The following is a 26,312-nucleotide window of genomic DNA, read 5'->3' on the forward strand; positions in this document are numbered from 1 at the left end:
CGCGTCCCCCGCAGTAGGTGTCAGAGGAAACCCCCGATGCTCAAGTTTCGCTCCATTGCGCTGATGGCTGGTGTTGCCCTTCTCGGTTCCGCGTGCGGCGGCCCCGAGGCCTCCGAGACGCAGGCCCCCGCGATGTCGTGGGAGGAGTTCCGCGCGAACGCCTATCAGGACGCCGAGGGCAAGTTCATCATCGACGGCGACCTGGCCTTTGACTCCCAGGAGGAGCTGAAGGCGTTCTTCGACGAGAACGTCGCCGCCGAGACGGGCAGCGCCCAGGGCGGCCTGGCCGTGTACTATCTGAGCGGCGCCGACGTGAAGTGGAGCACCACCCAGCGCCAGAACCTGACCTACTGCGTGAGCAGCAGCAGCTTCGGCAGCCGCTACTCCACCGTGGTCAGCGCGATGAACAGCGCCACGGCGGCCTGGGAGGCCACCGCGGGCATCAACTTCATCCACAGCTCCAGCTACGACAGCAACTGCACCGCGTCCCAGACGGGCGTGCTGTTCGACGTGCGTCAGACCAGCGTCACGTCCTACCTGGCGCGCGCGTTCTTCCCGAACTCCAGCCGCTCGGGCCGCAACATCCTCATCTCCACCAGCGCCTTCGGCAACATCTCGCCCTGGACGCTGACGGGCATCCTGCGCCACGAGCTGGGCCACACGCTGGGCTTCCGTCACGAGCACACCCGCTCCACGGCGAGCGGCTGCTACGAGGACGCCAACTGGCGCGCGCTGACCTCGTACGACCGCTCGTCCGTCATGCACTACCCCCAGTGCAACGGCACGCAGACGGGCGACCTGGTCCTCACCAGCCTGGACAAGTCCGGCGCCCGCGCGCTGTACCCGTAATCTCGCGGCACATGGCTGACGCACCCGCCACGGCCTGAGCCGCGGCGGGCCCGCGTGGCCCGGGCCGGAAGGTGCGCCTGTCTCCCCCGAGGCACGCCTTCCGGCCTTGTCGTTTCCAGCGCCCTGGCTCACATGGGCGCGCTGGAGGGGAGCTCTTCGCTGGCGCCCGGTTGCTCGAAGAAGATGAGCGTCTTGACGTGCTCCGAGTCCTCGATGTCGAGGCACTCCAGCTCGCCGCTCTCGCTCTCGTCCGCGTAGATGCGGTCCGGCGCCTTGATGCGGTGGGTGATTTCGTCGCCCGGCCGGCCGACGATGATTTCGACGGCGCCCCGGTTGCTGCCCTTCTCCTCGAGGGCAATCTCGATGAGCGGCAGGCGGTCGGCGAGCGGCTGGTCGCCCAGGTCGGGGCTCTCCGTCTCGATGCGGACCCAGTGGTCCTTCTCCAGGTTGCTCAGCAGGGCGAGGTAGTCCGCCCAGCCCTCTCGGGGAATCTCTCGCGTGTGGTGCATGTGTGCTGCCCTCCGGCTTCCAGGCCCTCGTGGAAACCGTAAGCACGCGAAGGATGGGCGGCGGGCCTGCCCTCCCGGTGTGATAGGGGCGCCGCCACCGTGCCCTCGCCACGCCGGCCGGCACCCCGCCGGGATTATTCCGCGAGCACCCGCACCGCGTCGCCCTCCATGGTCAGGCGCACGGTGGAGGGGGTGCCCTGCCGGCCGAAGTGTTCGTACGCGGCGCCCTCCAGCAGGGGGGACAGGGTGGTGCGCAGGCCGCGGGCCCCCGTCTCGCGCTTGAGGGCGCGGGCCACCACGTGCTCGCGCACGGCGGGCTCCACCACCAGGCGCAGGCCCTCCTGCTCGAACTCGCGCTCGTACGCGCGCAGCACGTTGTGCTGGAGGATGTCGCCCAGCGTCGCGGCGTCCAGCGGCGTGAAGGACACCAGCCGGTTGAAGCGGCCGATGAGCTCCGGGATGAAGCCGTAGCGGGCGAAGGCCGTGGTCTGCTCCAGCTGCTCCTGGGTGACGCCCGCGGCGATGGCCTCCTGCTGGACGGCGCGCGGCTCCCGGCCGAAGCCCAGCCGCTCCTCGCGCGCCAAGCCCTCCGCGGTGGAGCGCAGCCCGCTGAACGCGCCGCAGGCGATGAAGGTGATGCAGGCCAGGTCCATGTTCTCCGGCCGCAGGCGGCTGGTGAAGCCGAAGTCCGCCGGGAAGTCCGCGTGGGCGGCGGACAAGAGGTGCAGCAGGCTGCGCTGCACGCCGAAGCCGCTGACGTCCTTGGTGGTCTGCTGCCCGGCGAAGCGGCTGTCGGAGCGGCTGGTGGCGAGCTTGTCGAACTCGTCCAGGCAGATGACGCCGCAGGCCGCCCACTCCGTGTCCTTGTCCGCCACCTCGTACAGGCGAGACAGCAGGGTGTTGACGTCATCGCCCACGTAGCCCGTCTCGGAGAACTGGGTGGCATCCGCCAGCACGGTGGGCACCGCGAGGATTTCGCGGAACAGCAACTCCACGAGGAACGTCTTGCCGGAGCCGGTGGGCCCCAGGAACAGGCAGTTCTCCCGCATGCCGGGCTCGGGGGCGAGTCCCTCCAGGTGGAGGCGGCGGATGCGGCGCAGGTGGCGGTAGGCCAGCACCGAGGCCGCGCGCCGCGCCTCCTCCTGTCCGCGGTAGCCCAGGTCCGTCAGGCGCGCGTCGATTTCGCGCGGGGAGAGGACCTCGATGGCGGCGACGCGCTCGCGCACGTCGTCGCCATGGGGAACGGGCCGCGGCTCCAGGCCAGGGCGGGTGATGCTCATCTCGGGGGGCTCCAGGGAAGGCCCGAGCCCGGTACAGCCGGGCGGGGGGCCGCATCATCCTGGCGGGACGGCGCATCCACAAGGCGCGAGGAGCGCGCGCCCCTCACCCCGACCGCCGGCGCGCCTTCCTGGCTGGCGGCCGGCGGTCCAACCGGCGCGTCAGAGCGCGGCGGCGGCGGTGATGGTGAAGGCCACGTCGGCCTGGGCGCCGCCGGTCGCGGTGACGCTCGCCGGAATGCCGGGGGTGGTGGCGAAGCTGATGCCCGCGGGGCCCTCAATCTCCACCTGGAAGGTGCCGGGGATGAGGAACTTGAAGTTGGCCTCGAAGGTGCCGTCGCCGTTGGCGTCGGAGAAGGCCAGCGGCTCGCGGCTGCCCTCGGCGTTGACGAGCACGGCGGTGAAGGCGGAGAGGGTCACCTGCACGTCGTCCACCACCGGGAGCTGCACGCCGGTGCCCGTCTGCAGCGTCACCAGGACGTTGGAGGAGAACTCCAGGTCCGCGCCCTTGATGACCGGGCTCATCACCCAGCGGCCCGAGCCGCCGGCCGCGCGGCCGAAGCTCTGCGCCACGTCGAAGTCCACGAGGATGACCTTCTGCGTCTGCTCGCTGGAGACCGTCACGTCCGCGTCGTTGGCGAACTTCACCTTGAGGCCGGACGTGGAGTAGCTGGGCATCTGCAGCTCGCCGTCCACCGCGACGCCGTCGGGCACGCCGTCATAGTTGGCCGTGGCGTAGACGCGGCTGACGCCGTCCTCCTTCACCTGGACGTACGCGCCGGAGATGACGAAGCGCAGCTCGCGGTAGGTGCCCTGCGGTACTTCCGCGTCCTTCACCAGGTCCGCGGTGTCGTTGGCCAGGGTGAGCAGGTCCGTGGTGATGGGCTCGTCGCGCAGCACCACCTCGCCGGAGGCCTCCGCGCCACCGCCCTTGAGGTACACCTTCTCGATGGTGACGACGGCCTTCTCGAAGTCGTCGCCCGGCGCGTCCGTCAGCTTCACCGTGACGCGGGAGGTGTCGTCACCACAGGCGGCGAGGGCGAGCATGCTCACGGCGAGCAGCATCGAGGAGACCAGATTGCGTCGAGTCTTCATGGAGAAAAACTCCGGGAGGAACGGGGCGGGCACCGGCCTGGCCCCCCGTGTGTGTCGTGCGGAAGACCTGCCCGTACCGGGAACGGCCACCAGAGGTCCGCCTCCACCCGGCGCGTGGCGAGTGGCCTTGGACCTTCCCAAGGAGTCTTTCTTCTCGACATGTCGCGTCCCGCTTTCGACTCCGCCTGCTCCCCCGGTCCCCTCCCAACCATGCCGTGGCGCTGGACGGCGCTGGCCCTCGCACTGGGTGTGCTCGCGGGCTGCACGGAGCAGCGCGAGGCGCGGGTCGTCGAGACCGGCTCCCCCCTGTGCGCGCAGGGGGCCAGCGCCTCGCTGGACGAGGTGTATGCCCAGCACTTCGCGGCCAGCGCCGCCACCGGGTGCGCGAGCGCGGGCTGCCATGGCACGGGCGCGGGTGGGCTGACCTTCACCAACGCCTCGCAGCTCCGGGCGGCGACGGTCAACCGCCCCGCCGCGGATGGCTCGCGCACGCTGGTGGTGCCCGGTGCGCCCGAGCAGAGCGTGCTCTACACGAAGCTGCTGCCGGGCGCGCCCAACCGGATGCCGGAGGGCGGGCCCTATCTCGATGACGGGGCGCTCGCGGCCGTGGCGGCGTGGATTTGCGCCGGCGCTCCCGAGCCCTCCGACGCGGGCGTGGTGGAGCCGGTGCCGGGCGGCCCGGCGCTCGCCAGCGTCTCTCCGGACGCGGTGCAGGTGGGCAGCGCGGAGGTGACGCTCCAGCTGGATGGCGCGCGCTTCGAGTCCGGCAGCCGCGTGGAGTTGAATGGCGCGCCGCTGTCCTCTCGCTTCGTCAGCACCAGCCGCCTCACGGCCACCGTGAGCGCGGCCGTCAACGCCCAGGCCGCGGAGCACCGCGTGCGCGTGGTCAACCCTCCGGACGGGGGTGTCAGCGAGGAGCGCGCCTACCGGGTGCTCAACCCCGCGCCCGTGCTGGAGGTCATCACTCCGGACACGGTGGCCGCGGACGGCGCGCCCTTCGACCTGATGCTCGGGGGCGGCGGCTTCACCGCCAGCTCCGTCGTGCTGCTGGACGGCGCCGCGGTGGACACGTCGTGGGTGAGCGGCACGTCCCTGCGCGCGCGGATGCCGACCTTCTCCACGCCCGGCGCCCACCAGGTCAGCGTGCGCACTCCGGCGCCCGGCGGTGGCACCAGCGCGGCGCGCACGCTCACCGTCGCCGTCATCACCGGCCCCACCATCACCGGCCTGAGCCCGTCACCCGGCGAGGCTGACAAGGCCTTCCGCCTGAGCGTCACCGGCTCCGGCTATGACTGCACGCCCACCCGCGCCAGTGTGCTGTTCAACGGCGCGGCGCTCACGCCCGCCACCTGCTCCGCCACCCGGCTGGAGGTGGACGTGCCCGCCACCGCCGCCGGTGGCTCCTCCGTCCAGGTGCGCAACCCCGACGGCGAGCTGAGCGCCACGGCGACGCTCCAGCTCGTGGCCCCCAACCCCGTGCCCACGCTCGCCAGCCTCACTCCCTCCGAAGCGGCCCAGGGCGGTACGGCGCTCACGCTCGGCGTCACGGGCACGGGCTTCGTCTCCGGCACCACGCTGCACTTCAACGGCGCCGCCCGGCCCACGCGCGTGCAGGGCGCGGGCGCGCTCAGCGCCACGCTCGCGTCCTCCGACCTGGCCGTGGCGGGCAGCTTCCCCGTCACCGTGGTGAGCCCCGCGCCCGGGGGCGGCACCAGCAACACGCTCGACTTCGCGGTGGTGCGCCCCAACCCGCCGCCCCGGGTCGACACGCTCTCGCCCTGCGGCAGGGTGGCCGGAGGCGCCGGCTTCACCCTCACGCTGGAGGGGCAGGACTTCGTCTCCGGGGCGAGCGTCACCTTCAACGGCACGGCCGTGAATGTGTCCAGCCAGAGCGCCACGCGCCTCACGGTGACGGTGCCCGCCGGGCTCGTTGCCACGGCCCCCTCCACCGGCGCCGTCTCCGTCGTCGTCACCAACCCGGCGCCCGGCGGCGGTGCCTCCGCGCCCGCCTGGTTCGGGCTGGCCACCCGCGCCGTCACCCTGGCCACGCACGTGCAACCCATCTTCGACCGGAACTGCAACTCCGGCTGCCACTCCAGCCCCTCCACGCCCGTCAATCTCACCTTGGGCCGCTCCTACGCGGAGCTGGTGGGGCAGCCCAGCGGCGCCTGCACCTCCACGTTGCTGGTCAAGGAATGCGGCCCCCTGCGCTCCCAGAGCGTGCTCATCGACAAGGTGCTGGCCACGAACAGCAACCCCGCGTGCTCCGGCGCGCCCATGCCCAAGGGACAGCCGCTCTCCGCGGCGGAGAAGCAGGCGCTCATCGACTGGGTGGCCCAGGGCGCTCCTCCCTGAGCCGGCCACGCCGGGCGCTGGCTGGAGGGATGGGCAACCGTTCTACGGTTGCCGGGCGGCCTGCCCAACCGTGAACATCTCGCCCGGGGCCGGGGCACGGGGATGCGCGGAATGCTCCTCTCGGGCAGGTTCGCGCATTACAGGAAGAGCCACATGGCTCCCTCGGACGATTCTCGGATGACACGGACGGCGGTGCCCCGGCTGGGGGCGTGGGTGGAAGAGGGACCGAGGGTGCGTTGGCGCGTCTGGGCGCCCGGTCACCAGCGCCTGGAGGTGGTGATTCACGACGCGCGGGGGCAGCCCGGGCGCATCGTCCTCCTGGCGCCGGAGCCGGGCGGCTGCTTCGGCGCGGTGCTGGAAGGGCACGGCGCCGGTACCCTCTACAAGCTGCGCGTGGACGGCGAGGGCCCCTTTCCGGACCCGTGGTCCCGCTCGCAGCCGCTGGGCGTACACGGGCCCTCGGAAGTGGTGGTGCCGGACTTCGAGTGGACGGACGCGGCCTGGAAGGGCGTGGAGCCCGAGTCGCTCGTCCTCTACGAGGTGCACGTGGGCACCGCCACGCCCGAGGGGACCTTCGAGGCGCTCATCCCCCGGCTGCCCGGGCTCAGGGAGTTGGGCGTCACCGCGCTGGAAATCATGCCGGTGGCCGCCTTTCCCGGCGCGCGCAACTGGGGCTACGACGGCGTGGACCTCTTCGCGCCCCTGCACGCGTACGGCGGCCCGGAGGGGCTGCGCCGGCTGATTGACGCCGCGCACGCGCGCGGCCTCGCGGTGCTCATCGACGCCGTCTACAACCACTTCGGGCCGGACGGGAACTACCTGCGCGTCTACTCGCCGCACTACTTCACCGGCCGCCACCACACGCCGTGGGGCGACGCGGTGAACTACGACAGCGAGGGCAGCGCGTACGTGCGCTCGCTGGTGCTCTCCAACGTGGAGATGTGGATTCGCGACTACCACGCGGACGGCCTGCGCCTGGACGCCGCGCACGCGATTGTGGACGAGGGCACGCCCCACCTGCTCACCGAAATCACCGAGCGCGCCCGGGCCGCCGCGCCGGGGCGGCGGGTGCTGGTCATCGCCGAGGACGAGCGCAACGAGCGCAAGCTGCTGCGCCCGCCGCCCGAGGGATACGGGCTGGACGGCGTCTGGGCGGACGACTTCCACCACCAGATGCGGCGCGCCTTCGCGGGGGACAGCGAGGGCTACTACCAGGACTACACGGGCAGCACGGAGGACCTGGCGCGCACGCTGCGCCAGGGCTGGTTCTACGAGGGACAGGTGTCGAAGAACCTGGGCCACGCGCGCGGTACGAAGGCCGAGGGGCTGGAGCCGTGGCGCTTCGTCTTCTGCATCCAGAACCATGACCAGGTGGGCAACCGCCCCTTCGGGGAGCGGCTGGGGCATGACGTGTCTGCCGCCGCCTTCCGGGCCATGAGCACGCTGCTGCTGCTGTCGCCCTGCATTCCGCTGCTCTTCATGGGGCAGGAGTGGAACGCGAGCACGCCCTTCCTCTACTTCACCGACCACCACGCGGAGCTGGGCCGGCTCGTCACGGAAGGGCGCCGCAAGGAGTTCGCCGGCTTCGCGCGCTTCGCCGGCGCCGAGGTTCCGGACCCGCAGGCCCTCGAGACCTTCAAGCGCTCGCGGCTGGACTGGAGCGAGGCGGAGAAGCCGCCACACGCCGGTGTGCGCGCCCTCTACCGCGAGCTGCTCCACCTGCGTGCGTCGGCGCCCGCGCTGAAGGCCCTCCGCCGGGGCACGTACGATGCCCGCGCGCTGGGTCCGGACGCGCTGCTGCTGGAGCGGCGCGCGGAAGGGCAGGGCATGCAGGTGCTCGTCTCCATCCGCGGCACGCTGGAGCACCGCGTGCCCGCCGGCGCGGAGCTGGTGCTGTGGAGCGAGTCGCCGCGCTTCGGTGGCACCGTCGAGACGCCTCCGCTGCGCGACGGCCTCCTGCGGCTCCAGGGCCCCGCCGCCGCCCTCGTGCGCTTCCCTTCGTGGGACTGAGCACGGCGGAAGCCGCTCCCCCGCGCGGGTGCAATGCTGCCAGGGGAGCAGGCCTCGATTCACAAACGCGGTGGGAATTCCATATCGGTCCAAAGGGTATTTTCGCCCGCAGTCTGAACGTTGAGTAGACAACGCCGCTGGCCCCTGGCTGGAGAGAGCCTCACGCACCGGACGTGGGCGCCTTCGAGTCGCGGGCCCGCGAATGGAAGCCAACGCGCCGTGGGGGGAACGCGGCGCTCCGGTCCGGCCCCGTCCGTTCCGGCGAGTCGTGGCACCACGCGGCCTCACCTGAGGTAGTGACTTGAATCGACAGCACATGACTCCGTCCCGCGGGGGATGGAAGCGCCTCCGCACGTCCGCTTGCGCGCTCTCGCTGGCCGCCTTCGCGTTCGCGACGCCCGCGCTGGCCGCCGGTGGTTTCACCTCCGCCACCGCCAGCGGGAACGACGGCAACGTGCCGGCCAACGCCGTTGACGGCAACCTGGCCACGCGCTGGTCCAGCAACGGCGTGGGGCAGTGGATTCGCGGCGACCTGGGCGCGGTGAAGGCGCTGAACGCGCTGGACATCGCCTGGTTCCGTGGCAACGAGCGCGCCAGCAGGTTCGTCATCGCCACCTCGACGGACGGCACCACGTACACGCAGGTGTTCTCCGGCACCTCGTCCGGGCGCACCGCGTCCTTCGAGCGCTACTCGTTCCCCACGGTGAACGCCCGCTATGTGCGCGTCACCGTCAACGGCAACACCCTCAACACCTGGGCGAGCATCTCGGAGATGGCGGCCATCTCCGGCACCACGACCACGCCGACCCCGGAGCCCGAGCCGACCCCCACGCCCGAGCCGACCACGGGCAAGGACAAGTTCGGCGTCACCATGCTCTACCCGACGAAGGTCGGCGGTGAACAGTGGGCCCTGGCGGACAGCGCGACGTCCGACAGCCGCTTCGACCCGCAGCAGACCATCACCCGCAACGCGGACGGCTCCTGGAAGATGAAGAGCAGCAAGGTCCGCATGAACGTCTTCACGTCCACGGGCTATAGCTCCTCGAAGATTCCCACGTACGACCGGGACGTGCTCGCCAGCCGCGGCTACATGCAGGCGCCGAACGACTGGAAGAATGTGGAGATGACGGGCTTCGTGAAGGTCAACGCCGTCTCCGACGCGTCGGACAACTTCGCCTGGTACACGCGCGGCGGCAAGCACAACGACAACAACTCGGGCTGTGAGGGCAGTAGCTACAAGGGCTCCCTCCACTATGACGGCCGCGTCCGCTGGCAGAAGGAGACGTGGCACGTCTCCTACGAGCAGGCGGCCTACAAGCCCGGCACCTCGGCGCTCAAGGGCCGCTGGGTGGGCTTCAAGTCGGTGATGCGCAACACGCTCGTCAACGGCAAGGAGGCCGTGCGCCTCGAGATGTACCTCAACGAGAACGCCGACAAGGTCACCTGGAAGAAGGTCTACGACATGGTGGACTCCGGCTCGTGGGGCGGCGACGCCCAGCACTGCGGCGGCGCCGTGCCGGCCATGCCGATTACGTGGGGCGGCCCCATCGCCACGTTCCGCTGGGACAGCGCCAGCGACGTGGACTTCAAGTGGCTGTCCGTCCGCGAAATCCAGCCGTAATCACGGCTCGCTGACCTGATTCACTCGCGAGGGGCGCGGGGAGCTTTGTCTCCTCGCGCCCTTTTCGCGTCAGGGCTTCCAATGGCCCCCATCAGCCCGGGCGGCGGGGTAGGCTGGGAGGCGAGGGCTTCCCGGACCTACACGGGGATTCCCGCAGTCGACACCCGCCCTCATCCATGCTCTGCATTCGCCCGCCATGGCCATGAACAACCAGACCGCCACCGCCTCGTCCGACCGCATCTGGGAGAAGGAAATCCTCCCGGCGCTCGAGCGCTACATCCGCATCCCCAACAAGTCGCCCGCCTTCGACCCGGACTGGGTGAAGTCCGGCCACATGGAAGCCGCGGTGCAGCTCATCTCGGACTGGTGCCGCGCGCAGGCCCAGCACCTGCCCGGCCTGGAGCTGGAGGTCATCCGCCTCGAGGACGAGAAGGGCCACCCGCGCACCCCGGTCATCTACATGGAGGTGCCGGGGACGAAGGGCGACGACACGGTGCTGCTGTACGGCCACCTCGACAAGCAGCCGGAGATGACGGGCTGGCGCGAGGGCCTGACGCCGTGGGCGCCGGTGCGCGAGGGCGACAAGCTCTACGGCCGCGGCGGCGCGGATGACGGCTACTCCGCCTTCGCCTCGCTGGCGGCCATCCGCCTGCTGAAGGAGCAGGGCCTGCCGCACGCGCGCTGCGTGGTGCTCATCGAGGCGTGCGAGGAGAGCGGCAGCTACGACTTGCCGGCCTACATCGAGGCGCTGGCGCCGCGCATCGGCAAGCCGTCGCTGGTGGTGTGCCTGGACTCGGGCTGCGCCAACTATGACCAGCTCTGGATGACCACGTCGCTGCGCGGCATCGTCGGCGGCAACCTGCGCGTGGACATCCTCACCGAGGGTGTGCACTCGGGTGACGCGACGGGCATCGTGCCGTCGTCCTTCCGCATCCTCCGTCAGGTGCTGTCGCGCGTGGAGGACGAGTCCACGGGCCACATCAAGGTGGACGGGCTGCACGTCGAAATCCCCGAGGCCCGGCGCCAGCAGGCGCGCGAGGCGGCGAAGGTGCTGGAGAAGGAGGTCTTCACCAAGTTCCCCTGGGTGCCCGGCTCCCGCCCGGTGTCCGGCGACGGCGCGGAGCTGGTGCTCAACCGCACCTGGCGGCCGGCGCTGGCGGTGACGGGCGTGGACGGCATGCCGCCCTTGAACAACGCGGGCAACGTGCTGCGGCCCTTCACCACCTTCAAGCTGTCCATGCGCATCCCCCCGCGGCTGGACCCGAAGGCGGGCATGAAGGCGCTGAAGGAGGCGCTGGAGAAGGACCCGCCGTACGGCGCGAAGGTGACGTTCGAGCCCGAGAAGACCAGCGTCGGCTGGGACGCGCCCCCGCTGGCGCCCTGGCTGTCGAGCGCGGTGGAGTCCGCGTCCAACACGTACTTCGGCCGGCCGGCCATGGCCATGGGCGAGGGCGGCACCATCCCCTTCATGGGCATGCTGGGCGAGCGCTTCCCGGAGGCGCAGTTCCTCATCACCGGCCTGCTCGGGCCGGGCAGCAACGCGCACGGGCCCAACGAGTTCCTGCACGTCCCCACCGGCAAGAAGCTCACCTGCTGCGTGGCCAGCGTCATCGCCGACCACTTCAGGCGATAGGCGGCCCCCGTCCCCGCTCCCCTCGGTGGGAGCGGGGCGGCCTTTGTTGACTCCTCGGGACGCCGCGCTCACCGGCTCCTGGGCTCCCTGCCGGTCTGCTACAGAACGTCCGCCGTTCCCTGCGTCTGTCATCCCGGAGGAGCCATGATGAATCTCTACTTCAATCCCAGGAGCCGCGCGGTCATCGCGAAGTGGATGCTCGATGAGTGCGGCGCGAAGTACGACCTGGTGCACATCGACCTGCAGAAGCGTGAGCACAAGTCGCCGGAGTTCCTGGCCATCAACCCCGCCGGAAAGCTGCCCGCGCTGGTGGATGGCGAGACGCGGATGTTCGAGAACGCGGCCATCTGCCTGTACCTCGCTGACAAGTTCCCCGAGGCGAACCTCGCGCCGAAGCTGGGAGACCCGCGGCGCGGGCGCTACCTGTCGCTGATGGTCTACTCGACGTCGCAGCTCGAGCCGTCCATGGGCGACTTCCTGATGAACCTGGAGACGGCGCCCCAGCGCGGCTGGACGGACTTCAAGACCGCCCTGGACGCCGTCGAGCGCGAGCTGGGCAATGGGCCCTACCTCTTCGGCGACTGGTTCACGGCGGCGGACGTGATGGTTGGCTCGATGTTCATCTGGATGCGCATCCAGGGGAAGCGGACTGGCCGTCCCTCGATTGACGCCTACGTGGACCGCGTGCTGGCGCGCCCCAACGGCCTGAAGCTGGGCTGAGCGCGTCAACCCGGGTTGATGAGCCCGGGAGGGCGGGGCCTACAACCTCGAGCATCAGGAGGACGCATGTCCGGGATGCTCGAGGCTGCGAAGGTGGTGCTGATTACCGGCGGCACGCATGGCGTGGGCCGGGCCCTGGTGGAGAAGTACGCCCGCGAGGGGGGGAGTGTCGCGACGTGCGCGCGGCGCGAGGAGGAGCCGCGGGCGCTGGAGCGTGAGGCTCCCGGCGTCCGGGGCTGGCGATTCGTGACGCTCCGAATCGGGGGGGCAGTCGCCACGCGCCCGCGCCCGGACGGCACCGCCGCACGGGCGGTGCAGCGGGGCTCAACGCCCCGTCTTGATGCCCAGGTTTCCGCCCTGGGTACCGCTCACCTTCTTCGTGCTCGTGCCGCCGCTCGGCTTTGCCGCCACGCGCCGCAGCTCCAGCCGCAGCTCGTCGTCCTTGGCGGACACCTGCCGCGTCACCGGCTCGTACCCGTTGAGCGCGAGCGTCACCGACACCGGCGCGGCGTCCGGAGACAGCTCCAGCCGCAGCGGCGTCTCGCCGCGCTCCTCGCCGTTGACGCTCACCCGGGCCCCGGGCGGCTCGGTGATGACCGGGAGCTCCACGCGCACGGCCGGCGGCTCGGCCCTGGGCTGCACGGGCTCCTGCGTGGAGGACGGCTGGGCCGTCGCGGTCCGCGGAGGAAGCGGCTGCACCGGGCTTTCCGTCTCCGGCTGGCGCAGGAAGCCGAGCGCCGCGCCCGCGATGAGCAGGCCCGCGCCCGCCGCCGCCACCGGCACCCAGGGAATGCGCCGGGGCTCGGAGGGCCGGGCCAGCGGCGCGGTGCCCCGCGTCTTCTCCCGCGAGGCCGGCTCGGCCTGCGCCTGGCGCGAGCGCGTGGACGAAGCGGCGCCCAGCGGCGAGCGGCCGACGGCGCGGGACGCCGAGCGCGGTGCGCCGGCCACGCCGCTCAGCGAGGAGTTGGAGCGCGAGTCCAGGTCCGCGTCCTCCGCGAGCTGGTCCAGCTTCGCCGGGTCCGCCTCCGTCGCGATGCGCTCGGCGTACACGTCTCTCAGGTACGCGGCCAGGTGCGCGCTGCTGGAGGGCAGCCGCAGGTTGAGCGCGTAGTCCTCCAGCGCCAGCCGGAAGGCGCCGCAGTCCCGGAAGCGCGCGTCCGGCGTGGGGGCCAGCGCCTTGAGCAGAATCTCGTCCAGCCCCGGCGGCAGCTTGGGGTTGAGCTGCGACGGCCGCGGCACCTGGCAGTCCTTCACCAGCCGCAGCGTCATCATGTCCGAGTCGCCCTTGAAGAGGCGCTTGCCCGTGAGCAGCTCCCACATCACCACGCCCAGCGCGAACAAGTCGCTGCGCGCGTCGATGGCCTGCCCGTTGGCCTGCTCCGGCGACATGTAGGGGTACTTCCCCTTGAGCACGCCGGTGGCCGTGTTCTGGCTGCTGGTGGCCGCCTTGGCCACGCCGAAGTCGATGACCTTCACCCCGCCGTCGAAGCCGACGAGGATGTTCTGCGGCGACACGTCGCGGTGCACCAGCCGCAGCGGACGGCCCTGTGCGTCACGCGCCTGGTGCGCGTAGTCCAGCCCCGCCGCCGCGTCCGCGATGATGCGGAGAATCAAGCCCACCGGCAGCGGCTTGCCCTGCGCCCGCGAGAACTTGTCCAGACGACGCACGTCGTCACCCTGGACGTACTCCATGGCCAGGCAGTGCCGGCCCTCAATCTCCGACAGGTCGAGGATGGTGATGAGGTTGGGGTGCGTCAGACGCGCCACCAGCCCCGCCTCCTCCAGGAACATCGTGAGGAACTCATCGTCCTCGGCGAGGTGGGGGAGGATGAGCTTGAGGACGACCAGCCGCTCGAAACCCGTCCCGTGCTCGCGGGCGAGGAAGACCTGCCCCATCCCTCCGGAGGCAATCTTCCGCAACAGCTCATACTTACCGAATGGCACAGCCATGATGTGCAGTGAGAATATCCCTGTTTCTCACCGCATGGGAAATACCGACTCCTCCACGACCCCACAAAAACCCCTCCCCCGAGGGCAGAAGCTCCGTGAAGGTGGGAGTCAGGCCTTCATCTTGTAACCGGAACGCAACACTCCGTAGGTGAGGGCGGTCGCCACCACGGCGACGCCGGCCAGGATGGCCGCGCCCGTGAGCGGGGGGAAGCTGCTGCGGCCGAGCATGCCGTAGCGCAGCCCCTCCACCATGTAGACCATGGGGTTGAAGAGGCTGATGGCGTTCCAGGGCGAGGGCAGCTCCCGCACCGAATAGAAGACGCCGCCCAGGAAGGTGAGGGGCAGCATGACGAAGGTGGGGAAGAAGTTGATCTGCTCGAACTTCTCCGCCCAGATGGCCGCGAGCATGCCCAGCACGCTGAAGACGTAGGAGGAGAGCAGCAGGAACCAGGCGGCCACCCAGGCGTGCTCCAGGCTGAAGCCGGTGAACATGCCGGCCACGGCCCAGGTGAGGCCGCCCACGATGAGGCCGCGCACCATGGCGCCGCCAATGAAGCCGGCCATCAGCTCCCCGGGCCCCAGCGGTGACACCAGCAGGTCCACCACCGTGCCCTGAATCTTGGTGATGAAGAGGGACGAGGAGCTGTTGAGGAAGGCGTTGTTGGCGATGCCGAGGAAGACGAGCCCGGGCACGATGAAGTGCAGGTAGGGCGTGCCCTCCACCGTCTGGACGCGGCTGGAGAGGGAGTAGCCGAAGACGATGAAGTACAGCGTGGTGCTGATGAGGGGCGAGAGGACCGTCTGGCCCGGCACCCGCATGAAGCGCCGGACCTCCTTCGCGAACAGCGTCTGCATCCCGAGGATGTTCATGATGGGCAGGTAGGGCGGGAGCGGGTGGGTCAGGCGGCCTGTGGGCGGCCCCGCAGGATTTCGATGAGCACGTCCTCCAGCCGCGAGTGGCGCGTCTCCACGTCGGCGATGGGCTGCCCTTCCGCGTACAGCGCGCGGAGCAGCTCGCCGGAGGGCGCGCAGCCCTCGCGCTCGACGTAGGTGAGGGTGCGGCCGTCCTCGGAGAGGCGTGCGGAGAAGCGGCGGCCGGCCTCGGGCATGGCGGCCTGCGGGTGCTCGAAGGTGACGACGACGCGGCGCTCGCCGAAGCGGCGAAGCAGGGTGGCCTTGTCCTCCACCATGAGGAGGCGGCCCTCGTTGATGATGCCCACGCGGTCCGCCAGCTCCTCGGCCTCCTCCAGGTAGTGCGTCGTGAGGACGATGGTGGTGCCCTCCGCGGCCAGCTTGCGCACGTAGGTCCACAAGTCGCGGCGCAGCTCCACGTCCACGCCGGCGGTGGGCTCGTCCAGGAAGACGAGGCGGGGCTTGTGCACCAGCGCCTTGGCGATGAGGAGCCGGCGCTTCATGCCGCCGGACAGGGCGCGCGTCATGGCGTCCTTCTTCGCCTGGAGGTTGAGCGCGGTGAGCACCTCGTCGATGCGCGCATCGTCCCGGCGGCGGCCGTAGAAGCCGAGCTGGATGCGCAGGGACTCGGCCACGGAGAAGAACGGGTCGAAGTTGATTTCCTGCGGCACCAGCCCGATTTCGTAGCGGGGGGACACCGGGTCCTTGTCCAGGTCCTGCCCGAAGACGCGGATGGTGCCGGCGGTCTTCTTCACCAGGCCGCACACGCTGCCAATCATCGTCGTCTTGCCGGCGCCGTTGGGACCCAGCAGGGCGAAGATTTCACCCGGACGGATGGTGAGGTCCAGCGAGTGAAGCGCGGTGAAGTCGCCGTAGCGCTTGGTGAGTCCCTGGAGCTCGAGGGCGGGGGTGGACATGGCGGCGCTTCCTCTAACACCTTCGAGGTTTCCGCGCCTGCTCCTCTTCCGTCCGGTAGCGGGCCCACGCCGGGCTCAATCCCAGTCCGGCGATTGCGGCATGTCGGCGTGGCTTGTTAGAGCACCCACTCCAGGGCCGAGCAGGGGGGGAGTCCACATGTCGGAAGTCACCGGAGCGTCAGCCCCATTCAAGCGGGAGCCCCGGCCCGGGCAGAGGGCGCGGTGCGGCGTCGCCGCGGTGCCCTTCCTGTTGCCGGACGGCATTGCCATGGCGGGCTACTCGCTGATGGGCAAGGTCGGAAGGCGGGCGGCGTGGGAGCTGTGCGCGCGGGCCATGGTGCTGGAGGACGACGCGGGGCACGTGGTGGCGTTCGTGACGGCGGACCTGATGTCGGCCTCGCGCTACCTCCACGAGCGCGCCGCGGCGCTGACTCGGCAGGGCGCCTCCGGACTGGACGTGCACCAGATTGTGCTGATGGGCACGCACACGCACACCGCGCCCGGCGGCTTCTACGGCAACAGCCTCTACGACACCATCGCCCAGAGCGCGCCGGGCTTCCAGCGCCGGCTCGCGGATGACCTCGCGCGGGCCATCGCCGACGCCATCGAGGAGGCGTGGCGGACGGCCCGCCCGGCGAGCATCTCCCTCCAGACGGAAGTCCTCTGGGGCGTGAGCCGCAACCGGAGCCTCGCGCCGTTCCGGGAGAATCCCGAGGTGATGCACTGGAACACGGACTCCGCGTTCCCCGGCTACCGGCCCGGCGGCGGCCCCCTCTCCGCCGAGCAGCTCGCGGTGGACCCTCGCGTGGTCATCCTGTCCGCGTACGACGACGAAGGGCGCCGCATCGGCACGTTCGCCACCTTCGGCTGTCACAACACGGCGCTGGGCATGGACCAGAAGTACTACGCGCCGGACTGGACGGGCATCGCCGCGTCGCTCGTGGAGCAGGACGCGCGGTATGGCGCTCCCATCACCCTCGTCGGACTGTCGGGCGCCGGTGACGCCTCGCCGACGCCTCCCGGCGATGATGCGTCCCACCACGAGGGCCCGAAGAAGCAGGGCGTGGACCTGGCGCGCTTCGTCGGCGCGAGGGTGGCGCGCACCATTCTCGCGGCACATGCCCGGCCTCCTCGGCTGGTGCCCATCACCCTCAAGAGCTGGTACGAGGACTGGGTGCCCCGGGCGGGCTCCAACGTCACGGGCGTGCCGGCGACGCGGCTGGCGAAGTGGGAGCTGGGCGCGCCCGCGCTCGCGGGTGCCGAGGACGGCCGCTCCCTTCTCTACCCGGGGCTGGTCCGCGAGGGGATGCGGGGCGGGACGTTCTCTCCCGTCAGCCCGCAGTTCCCCAAGGTGCCCGCGCTCGGCGTGGTCGGCTCGCTCCTGAAGAACCTGGCCGACCTCAGCCCCTCGCCTGGCCACGCGCTGCATGTGGTGCAGGTGGCGGACCATGTCTTCGCCACCGTGCCGGGCGAGCCCACCGCCTGCGCCGCCTTCCAGCTCGAGTCCGCCATGCTCCGGTTGCCCGGCGTGGCGACCGCGTCGGTGCTGGGCTACGCGGGGGACTACGCGGGCTACTTCACCACGCGGCCGGAGTTCCTCCTCCAGCACTACGAGGGCGCCTCCACCCTCTATGGCTCGGAGAGCGTCAACCACCTCGCGGCCCGGCTGGCGCGGCTCGCGCGGGGTGCGCCCTTCGCCGCGCGGGGCCGGGAGGCCGCCGCCTTTGCACTGGAGGCGGCGGAGCGCCCGGAGGCGCCCGCCACCCTGAGGGCGATGCGCGCGCCAGCCCCCGTGGACCCGGGCGCGGCCCTCGCTTCGGGAGGCCACCGGGACGGGCGCGGTGTCTTCGCCTGGTGGGCCTGGCCCGCGGCGCATGCGCCGGAGGACGCGCTCCAGGTCCAGCTCGAGCTGCGCGCCAGCGGGCAGCCCGAGGAGGTCTACCGCCTGGCTCCGGTGGAGGTGCGGCTGCTGGACGAGCCCCTCCTCGGTGAGGAGCGCCGCGTGTGGCAGGCGCGCTTCGAGCTCGACGTACCGCTGGAGGGGCTGTCCATCGTCGCCGTTCCCCGCCCACCGGCGCCCTTCCAGGCCCCGGACGTGGTGATTGAGCGCGCGCCGGAGCTGGAGGCCGCCCCCGCGGAGCCGCGGGTGGTGCTGGAGCTGTCGCCCTTCGCCGCCGCGTCCGCCGTCGCGCCCACGCTGGGCGAGGCGCGCTCGCGGGCGCGGGTGATGCCGCCCGTGGAGATGGAGGACGAGGGTGTCGCTCCCATGGGCCCCGCCGAGGTGGAGGAGCTGGTGCGCGAGGCGGAGCGCGACCCCGTCGGGGTGGGCCGGATTCTCTACGCGCGCATCGATGCCGGCGCGGCCCCCACCGACGACGAGGCCGCCGAGCTGGCGCGAAAGACAGTCTCGGAGCTGCGGGCGCGCGCCGTGACACCCGAGGGAGCCCTGGTGCTGGAGGCTGTCGCGGCACCGGCGATGAAGGCCGCTCCCCCCGTCCGGCTGCCGGAGGACTTCACGTTCGAGGGGTATGACCCGGAGGCCATCCCCATCGACCCGGCCGACACCCGGTTCGAGACGAAGGCGGACTGGCTCTCCTACGTCGTCTTCACCGGAGGGCTGTACCACACCCGCCTGCTCGAGCTGGACCCGGTCCGGCGCAACGGCGCGTTCTACTCGCGGTTCACCTATCCGCTGGCCTCGCCGACGGCCCAGGCGCCGGTGGAGGTCGCGCTGTTCTCCGACTTCGGCAACGGGCTGGCCCATGCGCGCTACATCGCGCGGCAGCTCATCGGGCACCCGTACGCCATCCACCTGGGAGACGTGTACTACGCCGGCAGGCGCAAGGAGTTCGAGGAGTACTTCGCCGGGCCGCTGGAGCCCCTGCTCGCGGACACGGAGTTGTTCATGCTCGCCGGCAACCACGAGATGTACAGCCGGGGCACGACGTTCCACGCGTACCTGGACCAGAAGCGCGCACGCTACCCGGAGCGGCAGAAGCAGGAGGGCGCGAGCTTCCGGCTCGTCTCGGAGCGCTTCCAGATTGTGGGCATGGACACCGCCTGGTGGAAGTACGGGCGGGTGGACCCGGAGGTGCTCGAGCTGGTGCGCGGGTGGCTGCGCGAGGGCCGCGGGGAGCGCATGAACATCCTGCTCACCTCCGAGCACGGCTGGGACTTCGGCGGCGGCAAGACGACGGAGCTGTTGAGCGAGGACCTGCGCGGCATCGCCGACGGCGGCCTGGTGGACCTCTGGTTCTGGGGGAACGTGCACCACGCCGCGCTCTACGAGCCCTCGCGGTGGGGCCCGTTCGTCGCGAGCTGCATCGGCCACGCGGGCTACCCGTATTACACGCTCAATCCGGCGGACGCGCCGAAGAGCGCCGCGCCGGTGCGCTGGGCCGAGTACGAGCACCGCTTCTCCGGCTGGAAGGCCGCGGGTGGAGGCCCCCTGCGCGAGGACATGGGCAACAACGGCTGGTGCAAGCTGCGCCTCTTGCACGACGGCACGGCCGAGCTCGTCTACATCGACTGGCGCGGTCGCGAGCGCCACCGCGCGAGGGTGGCCCGGACGCCGCGGGGTGTCAGCCTGACGTGACGGCTCCGCCGGACGTTCGTGTCAGGGGCAGGCGCACCGTGAAGGTGGAGCCCTGGCCCGGCGTGGACTCAGCCTGGATGGAGCCCTCCATCGCGTCGAGGAGCTGCCGGCTGATGTAGAGCCCCAGCCCGAGCCCGCCGTAGTGCCGCTCCGACACGGCGCGCTCGAACTTGCCGAAGATGCGCGACAGGTCCTCCTGGGAGATGCCGATGCCCTGGTCCTTCACCGACACCACGGCCATCGTCCCCTCCCGCCAGAGCCTCACCTCCACCGGCTTGCCGCCGCCGTAGCGCACGGCGTTGCTCAGCAGGTTCACCACCACCTGCTCCACCCGCAGCGGGTCCCACACCCCCACCAGCGGCTCCTCGGGGCCCTGCACGGTGATGCTGGCGCCCAGCCGCCGGAACTCGTCGCCGAAGGACTCCGCGAGCTGCCCCACCATGAGGCCCAGGTCCACCTCCCTCGGCTCCAGGCTCAGCCGCCCCGTCGTCAGCCGGGACACGTCCAGCAGGGTGTAGATGAGCCCGGCGAGCCGGCCCACCTGCCGCTCCAGCGCCTCGGAGCGGGAGGCGAGCTGTTCGGCCACCTCGGGGCTGGCGCGGGCCAGCTGGCGCAGGAGGAGCTGCAGGTGCAGACGCAGGCTCGTCAGGGGCGTGCGCAGCTCGTGCGCGGCCACGGTGAGGAACTCGTCCCGCGCCCGCACGGCCTGCTGGGCCTCCAGCAGCAGGCGGGCGCGCTCGCTCTCCGCCCGCCGCGCCTCGCTGATGTCCGCATGGGTGCCAATCCACTCCCGGATGGAGCCGTCCGGGGCGAGCACCGGCACGGCCCGCACCAGGAACTGGCGGTACTCGCCGTCGTGCCGGCGCACGCGGCTCTCCAGCCGCAGGGGCTCCTTGCGCGCCACCGCCCGCCGCCACTCCGCCAGGACGTGCTCCCGGTCCTCGGGGTGCACGGCCTCAAGCCAGCCCTTCGGCGCCGTGGACGTCTTCACGTCCTGTCCGGTGTAGGCCATCCAGCTCGCCGACTCCGGCCGGACCATGCCGGTGGCGTCCGTCGTCCACACCATCTGCGTGGTGGCCTCCACCAGCGAGCGGAAGCGCTGCTCGCTCAGGTGGATGTCCTGCAGCGCCTTCTTGAACCCGGTGACGTCGAAGAAGGAGGAGACCGTCATGTACGGCTCGGCCTCTCCGGGCCGGCGCAGGGGCTGGGCGTTGATGGACAGCCAGATGAGCGAGCCGTCGGGCCGGCGCACTCCCATGGGCACGCTCCTCACCGGCTCGCCGGTGCGCAGCGCCACCATGGCGGGGTGCTCGGACCCCGGGAAGGGGGAGCCATCCTCGTGGATGGCCCGCCACCGAGGGTCCATGGAGGTGCGGCCCGCCAACTGGTCCACCGACAGCCCGAGGATGTGCTCGGCGCTCGCGTTGGCGGTGACGATGTCCCCCTCCCGGCTCTGCACGACGACGCCCTCGTCGAGCGCGGCGAGGATGGCCCGGTAGCGAGCCTCGCTCTCGCCGAGCGCCTGGGCCGCCGCCTCCGCGCGAGCCCGGGCGGCGCGCTCGCGTGCCAGCAACTCCTTCTGCTGCTCCTGGAGCTGGTGCCGCGCGGTGATGTCCTCCACGAAGGCATACACCCCGGTGATGACGGCATCACGGCGCGAAGGATGGAAGGTGACGCAGTAGGTGTGCCGTGCCTCGGGGCGCGCCTCGGGGGCGAGGGCAAGCACCTCACGGTCCACGGAGCGGCCCGTGTCGAGCACCCGGCGCGCGCAGCGGAGGAACTGCTCGGCGGCGGGAGAGGGCGGGAGCACCTCCGAGGCGCGCCGGCCGAGACAGGCCTCGCGGGGCTGTCCATCGGGAGTCATCAGCCGCATGGCCACCAGCCGCTCATTGAGCTCCACGAAGCGCAACTCCGTGTCCAGCACCGCGATGCCCAGGGGAGCCCCTTCCAGCAGCTCCTCGAAGCGCTCCCTGAGTTCTTGCGGCTCCAGCGACATGGTCAGCCTCCACCCCGAAGAGCAGTCCCCCAGGCACTTGCAAAAGCATGGCAATGCCGGGCCCCGGGGGGCATTCACGAGGAGCAGCCGGGGGCTCGGTGTGCCTGACCGCGTCCACCAGGACTGCCCTCCGGGGAGGGTGGTCCGAGCAGTGGACGCCGCGCAGCCTCGCTCTGGCTCCGGGCGGGGCGCGGGTGCGCGTGCCGCTCCTCACGCCGGCTATGGCCACTCTCTATTCATCGGGGCACGGAGCCCCGCCCTGCCGTCCGTGATTGGAGGTGCTTCATGGCCCGGGCATTCGACATCACCACCACGTCACCCTCGCTGCGCCTGGGAGGAGACCGGCGGGCCGAGGTGGCGTTCACCGTCACCAACTCGCTCGGCCGGCACGTCCGGGGCAGGGCCGTGGTCGTTCCCGAAGGACCGACGCCCCCCGAGTGGTTCTCCCTCGCGGGAGAGGCCGAGCGGGAGTTCCCCCCGAATGGCACGCACGTCTTCCAGGTCCAGGTGGCCGTTCCACCGTCACAGGGGGCGGGCGAGCATGCCTTCCACCTGCTGGTGGCGGACCAGGCCAACCCCGACGAGCATTTCGCTGACGGGCCCACGGTGTCGGTCCGGGTGCCCGCCCCGGTGGTGGCTCCCAAGAAGAAGATACCCTGGTGGATACCCGTGTCCGTCGCGGCGGTCCTCCTCATCGCGGTGGTGACGGGGGTGCTGGTGCATGACGGGGAAAAGGACGAGGGCACGGGAGGCTCCGGCCCGGTGGCGGAGGAGCCCCAGGCCGAGCCGCCGCCTCCGGCACCGGTGCTGACCTTCAACGGGACGACCTCCTTCGTGGACCTGGGCCAGCCCCTGCCCCTGGAAATCACCGGGCCCATCACCCTGGAGGCCTGGATTCGCCCGACGAGCAACACCGCCATCCAGAACATCGTGGCCCGGGGCTTCGTCACGGCTCCCAACGGGGAAATCTTCCTACGCATCCTGTTCGGCAACTACCAGACCGGCTCCTACTCGGAGAGCCAGCCGTTTGGTGGCGTCATCTCGAGCATGCCGGCGCAGGACCTGAACAACTGGGTCCACGTGGCCAGCGTCTATGATGGTGAGAAGTGGCGGCTCTACCGCAATGGTGAATTGCTGGCCGAGAGTCCCGCTCAAGGGAGCGGCGGCCTTCCCATGAACGCCCGCTGGGCCATTGGCTCCAAGGGCGGCGGAGGCGAGCGCACCTTCAATGGCAACATCCGCGACGTGCGCATCTGGAGTGTCGCCCGCACCCAGGAACAGATTCGCGAGGGCATGAACGACCCTCCGGACGAGGGCGCGGAGGGGCTGTCTGGCTATTGGCCGATGGATGAGAAGAGCGGCGGGCGTGTCCTCGACCACAGCGGCAACGAGGCCCATGGCTTCATCCATAACGCGCTGAGGGGGCCGTCCAGCGCGCCCCCGGTGACAACGCCTGACGCGGGAACCGCCGCGCCCGGCCAGTAGCAGGGGGCGCGTCGTTCCGCAAGGGCAGCCGGTGCCTCCGGCGGGGTTGTTGTGGAGTGTGCGCTTGTGGGGATGCACGGTCTGGAACAGTTGACACTTGATTGCAGGTGTGTGGATTTGGAGGGCAGCCCATCGACGTCTAGCCTTGTCTGAACCACCGGGCCGAGTGGGGGGCACAGGCAATGTATGTCAGGGTTCGCGTCCGCCAGGGTTGGGCGGCCCGTGACCTTCAGGGGCGCTGCCGGCAGGAATTGCGGCGGGCACTGGAGGTAGCGGAGCTTCAAGTGGATTGGGCCATCTTCTTCCTCGAGGAGGCCGATGCGGCGGGGCCGGGTGAGCCGAGGCACCGGTGCATGCTCACCGTGGGGAAGCGCGGCGCCAGCCCCCACTCCGTGGAGGCCCGGGAGCATGTGCCCGACGCCGCCATCCGGCTCGCGGTGGAGCGGGCCGTCGCGGTGCTGGCGCGCAAGGCGGAGCCCGAGCGGAGGTCCAGCGCCGTGGCGTGTGGGGGCGCGAGGCGACTGCGCACCCCGGACCGATATCCCTTCGAGCGCGCCTCCGGGGCCGCGGTGGGGTGAGCGCGCCCCACCGCTGACAGCGGGCCGGCTGTTGCGCGATGCTCCCTTTCCTGAGGGGGCATTCCGACACATGAGCCGTTCAGGACGCATCATGGGGTCCGCCCTGGTGTTGCTCGCACTGTGTGCGTGCGGCAACCCGGAGCGGGAGAAGCAGGAGCAGGAGGCCGCCGCGGCGGAGAAGAAGCTCGCCGAGGCGAAGTCCTTCCGCGAGGGGCTGGAGCAGGAGCGGGCGAAGCTCTCCCAGCAAATCAACGAGGTGCGAGCCCAGGCGGACGCGGCGAAGAGCGCGCACCACCGCACCCTGGCCGCGGCCGCGTACCTGGCCGACCTGGAGGGCAGCGAGCTCCGGCCGGACGGCACCCTGAAGGCCAGCCTTCAGGCCGCCCGGTCCGGCTTCCTGCTGGAGGAGGCCACGCGCAAGAAGGACGCGGAGGCGCTCCACGCGCTGGCCACCGGGCTGCTCGACCCGGAGCGGCCCTGCGTGGAGGTGAAGAAGGAGGAGTCGGAGCCGCAGGCGGAAGCCGAAGCCGAGGGGGAGGGGCCCGACACCTGTGGCCCCTGCGAGGCGTCCCCCTATGAGGACGCCTGCGAGGAGGTCCCCGCGCGGCTGTCCCCGTGGCCGGCCTGGACGTGTGAGTCCCTGGCGCGCACGGGGGACACGCTGCCCACCGCCGCCTTCTGCACCGCCACCTTCGGGTACCCGGAGCCCACGTCCGCCGGCACCTCGACCTACGCGGTGGATGACCTGCCCACCACGCAGGAGGTGGTTCGCATCGCGTTCGAGCACGGGGGGCACCTGTACGCGAGCGACTTCCCCAGCCCCACGGACGAGCTGTACCACCCGCCCAACACCACGGGGCTCGCCACGTGCGCGGCCGAGACGGAGAAGAACTCCTGCGTCCACCAGTGTGACGTGCGCTTCGACCGCTACGAGGACCCGTGCGCGTGTGGTGCCGACACCCGTGGCGACCTCAGCACCTACGACGAGTCGCACGACGACTCGGAGGAGAGCGACGAGTCCTACGAGGTGCGCCAGGCGCGGCTGGCCGCGGAGGCCGCCGAGGCCACGGCCGCCGAGGCACAGCGCGAGGCAGAGGAGGCGGCGAAGGAGCTGGAGTACCAGCAGTGCCTCGCCTCGTGCGAGCCGGCCACGCCCGACTCGCCCCCGGCGACGGACGAGGAGGGCAATCCGCTGCCTCCCGAGCCGGTCAGCGTGTCACGCAGGGCCTGGCTGGAGGCCTCACCCGCGCCCGGCATCTTCGTGGTGACGGTGGAGACCCGGAAGCTGGCGGTGGATGGCAAGGAGCTCCAGTCGGCCCTGGCCACCTACGTGCTGGAGCACCCGGCGCTGACGGCGCTGTGGACGGGCGAGGCACCTCCGGACGCGGACACGCTGTCGGCGCTGCACACGCGGTTCGAGCTCGAGGACGTGCTGCGCCAGGAGCGCGAGGTGTCCCTGGCGCCGCTGCCCGGGATGAAGGGCGCCATGCTCGTCGGACTGTGGCAGGGGCAGGTGTCGGCCTTCCGCTTCTCCAGCGAGAAGGGGCAGGACCCCGTGATGCCCCTGGCGCCAGGCGAGGTGTGCGAGGCGCTGAAGAAGGAGCCCAAGCGCTTCCCGGCCGCGTACCTGGAGGCCTGTGACGGACAGCCCGGGCCCGCCGCCGCGGCGCCCGTGGAGGCGGATGCGGGGACCGAGGGCAAGGTGGCCGGGGAGGTGACGCCATGAAGCGGGTATTCGTGCTGGGGCTGGTGGGGCTCGTGCTCGCCGGGTGTGGCGAGGACTCCAGGATGGTGGAGGCCCGGAAGCGGCAGGAGGCCGCGCGGGCCGCGCTGCGCGAGGAGGAGGCCCGGGCGCAGGCGCTGACGGCCGAGGTGGAGCGCCTCAAGGCGCGGCTGAGCGAGGCGGAGAGTGCCCGCGCCACCGAGCGCCGCGCGCTGGAGCAGGCGCAGACGTGGCTGGCGGCGAGCTGGCGCGGAGAGGCTGGCACCCTGAAGTCCCGGATGGAGGAGGCGGAGGTGCCCGCGGCGCTGCGGGCCTCGCTGGAGGAGGCACAGAAGGCCCGGGGCGGTGAGGCGCTGGAGCAGCGCTTCCGCAAGGGCGTCGAGGGCAAGGACCTGTCGCTGGTGTCGTCGGTGCTGTCGGAGTGGGCCTCGCTTGACGGCGTGACGCCCACGCCGGAGGCCGCGGCGGCCGAGTCACCCGAGGCGGAGGAAGAGGCACAGGCCTGCGAGCGCGTGGAGGGTGACTTCCGCTGCACGCCGCTGGCGTTGGGCGGAGCGGAGGACCGGGTGACGCACCTCTGCCGCCTGTCGGGGACGGGGCGGGCATGGGTGGTGCGCTCGGACCATGGCCGGCTCGCGTACGCGCAGCTCGTACCGGGCGGCGGGCACCGCTACGTGCCGGTGCGGACGATGGGACCGGACGTGTGGCTGCTGCGGGATGAGCCGGGCGCGGGCAGGCCGGGCGCGCTGGAGGTGTTCCAGGTGTCGGGCACGCAGGCGGTGCGGCGCCTCTCGCTGGACCTGATGCGCAAGGGCAAGCCCGTCACGCTGGTGGACGCCGACCTGGATGACGACGGACTGAAGGAGACGCTCCTGGTCGGCGCGGACGCGGTGGAGGCCGTGCACGTCGAGCGCTCGGCCGGCGCGCTCTCGCTGTGGCGCGAGGCGTACCTCTGCCCCGTCGTGGAGCAGCGGACGGAGAAGGAGCTGGAGGCGGTGCGGGCGGCCTGCTCGGCGTGGATGAAGACCGCGACCTCCTCGGACCCGGCGGCGGCGAGCAAGGCGGAGTAGGGCGTCCTCCTGGTGGC

The 26,312-nt window shown here is 71.4% G+C and carries 18 protein-coding genes and 1 pseudogene; 12 read left to right on the forward strand and 7 right to left on the reverse strand.

All coding sequences use genetic code 11. The features are described from left to right. Positions 1–36: 36 nt before the first annotated feature. Complete coding sequence (locus K8638_RS28280) at positions 37–849, forward strand: M57 family metalloprotease (protein ID WP_223757761.1); 813 nt, start codon at positions 37–39, stop codon at positions 847–849. Between the two features lie 128 nt (positions 850–977). On the opposite strand, the gene K8638_RS28285 is transcribed toward K8638_RS28280, so the two are convergent. From K8638_RS28285 to K8638_RS28295, 3 genes are all read right to left on the reverse strand, one after another. Further along, the gene (locus K8638_RS28285) at positions 978–1,358 is read right to left on the reverse strand and encodes a DUF5335 family protein (protein ID WP_223757762.1); all 381 of its coding nucleotides are present in this window, start codon (positions 1,356–1,358) and stop codon (positions 978–980) included. Between the two features lie 134 nt (positions 1,359–1,492). After that, the gene (locus K8638_RS28290) at positions 1,493–2,638 is read right to left on the reverse strand and encodes an AAA family ATPase (RefSeq protein ID WP_223757763.1); all 1,146 of its coding nucleotides are present in this window, start codon (positions 2,636–2,638) and stop codon (positions 1,493–1,495) included. Positions 2,639–2,797: 159 nt separating this feature from the next. After that, positions 2,798–3,730 carry a DUF4382 domain-containing protein gene (locus tag K8638_RS28295; RefSeq protein WP_223757764.1) on the reverse strand — a complete coding sequence of 311 codons (933 nt, stop codon included), beginning with the start codon at positions 3,728–3,730 and terminating at the stop codon, positions 2,798–2,800. A gap of 159 nt (positions 3,731–3,889) precedes the next feature. Between K8638_RS28295 and K8638_RS28300 the strand changes: the two genes are divergently transcribed. The 6 genes and pseudogenes from K8638_RS28300 to K8638_RS45330 all read left to right on the forward strand — a co-directional run. Next, positions 3,890–6,085, forward strand: a complete 2,196-nt coding sequence (locus K8638_RS28300; protein WP_223757765.1) for an IPT/TIG domain-containing protein — start codon at positions 3,890–3,892, stop codon at positions 6,083–6,085. 153 nt (positions 6,086–6,238) lie between these two features. Then, complete coding sequence (treZ, locus tag K8638_RS28305) at positions 6,239–8,095, forward strand: malto-oligosyltrehalose trehalohydrolase (RefSeq protein ID WP_223757766.1); 1,857 nt, start codon at positions 6,239–6,241, stop codon at positions 8,093–8,095. 301 nt (positions 8,096–8,396) lie between these two features. Further along, on the forward strand, positions 8,397–9,716 hold the full coding sequence (locus K8638_RS28310; RefSeq protein WP_370644130.1) for a discoidin domain-containing protein: 1,320 nt from the start codon (positions 8,397–8,399) through the stop codon (positions 9,714–9,716). 196 nt (positions 9,717–9,912) lie between these two features. Next, entirely contained in the window at positions 9,913–11,349 is a 1,437-nt protein-coding gene (locus tag K8638_RS28315; protein WP_223757768.1) for a M20 family metallopeptidase, read from the forward strand. 144 nt (positions 11,350–11,493) lie between these two features. Beyond that, entirely contained in the window at positions 11,494–12,069 is a 576-nt protein-coding gene (locus K8638_RS28320; RefSeq protein WP_223757769.1) for a glutathione S-transferase family protein, read from the forward strand. Positions 12,070–12,144: 75 nt separating this feature from the next. Beyond that, positions 12,145–12,282, forward strand: a pseudogene (locus tag K8638_RS45330) (SDR family NAD(P)-dependent oxidoreductase); the annotation flags it as partial. A 111-nt stretch (positions 12,283–12,393) separates the two neighbouring features. On the opposite strand, the gene K8638_RS28330 reads toward K8638_RS45330, so the two are convergent. From K8638_RS28330 to K8638_RS28340, 3 genes are all read right to left on the reverse strand, one after another. Continuing rightward, positions 12,394–14,019, reverse strand: a complete 1,626-nt coding sequence (locus tag K8638_RS28330) for a serine/threonine-protein kinase (RefSeq protein ID WP_223757770.1) — start codon at positions 14,017–14,019, stop codon at positions 12,394–12,396. Between the two features lie 108 nt (positions 14,020–14,127). Then, positions 14,128–14,889 (reverse strand): ABC transporter permease, encoded by a 762-nt coding sequence (locus K8638_RS28335; RefSeq protein WP_223757771.1) that lies wholly within the window; start codon positions 14,887–14,889, stop codon positions 14,128–14,130. A gap of 29 nt (positions 14,890–14,918) precedes the next feature. Beyond that, entirely contained in the window at positions 14,919–15,848 is a 930-nt protein-coding gene (locus K8638_RS28340; protein ID WP_223757772.1) for an ABC transporter ATP-binding protein, read from the reverse strand. A gap of 157 nt (positions 15,849–16,005) precedes the next feature. On the opposite strand from K8638_RS28340, the gene K8638_RS28345 reads away from it, so the two are divergent. Next, positions 16,006–19,443 (forward strand): neutral/alkaline non-lysosomal ceramidase N-terminal domain-containing protein, encoded by a 3,438-nt coding sequence (locus K8638_RS28345; RefSeq protein ID WP_223757773.1) that lies wholly within the window; start codon positions 16,006–16,008, stop codon positions 19,441–19,443. On the opposite strand, the gene K8638_RS28350 is transcribed toward K8638_RS28345, so the two are convergent. After that, on the reverse strand, positions 19,430–21,439 hold the full coding sequence (locus tag K8638_RS28350; RefSeq protein ID WP_223757774.1) for a PAS domain S-box protein: 2,010 nt from the start codon (positions 21,437–21,439) through the stop codon (positions 19,430–19,432). The genes K8638_RS28345 and K8638_RS28350 overlap by 14 nt on opposite strands. A 285-nt stretch (positions 21,440–21,724) precedes the next feature. Between K8638_RS28350 and K8638_RS28355 the strand changes: the two genes are divergently transcribed. The 4 genes from K8638_RS28355 to K8638_RS28370 all read left to right on the forward strand — a co-directional run bounded on the left by K8638_RS28355 (position 21,725) and on the right by K8638_RS28370 (position 26,295). Continuing rightward, positions 21,725–22,924: a LamG domain-containing protein gene (locus K8638_RS28355; RefSeq protein ID WP_223757775.1), complete on the forward strand. Its 1,200-nt coding sequence runs from the start codon at positions 21,725–21,727 to the stop codon at positions 22,922–22,924. Between the two features lie 284 nt (positions 22,925–23,208). Continuing rightward, entirely contained in the window at positions 23,209–23,502 is a 294-nt protein-coding gene (locus tag K8638_RS28360) for a hypothetical protein (protein ID WP_223757776.1), read from the forward strand. A gap of 91 nt (positions 23,503–23,593) precedes the next feature. Next, positions 23,594–25,228: a hypothetical protein gene (locus K8638_RS28365; protein WP_223757777.1), complete on the forward strand. Its 1,635-nt coding sequence runs from the start codon at positions 23,594–23,596 to the stop codon at positions 25,226–25,228. Continuing rightward, positions 25,225–26,295, forward strand: coding sequence for a hypothetical protein (locus tag K8638_RS28370; protein WP_223757778.1), 1,071 nt, complete (start codon positions 25,225–25,227; stop codon positions 26,293–26,295). The genes K8638_RS28365 and K8638_RS28370 overlap by 4 nt, the downstream gene beginning before the upstream one ends. Positions 26,296–26,312: the final 17 nt, after the last annotated feature.

The organism is Myxococcus sp. RHSTA-1-4 (genome assembly GCF_020037125.1).
Taxonomy (GTDB): Bacteria; Myxococcota; Myxococcia; order Myxococcales; family Myxococcaceae; genus Myxococcus.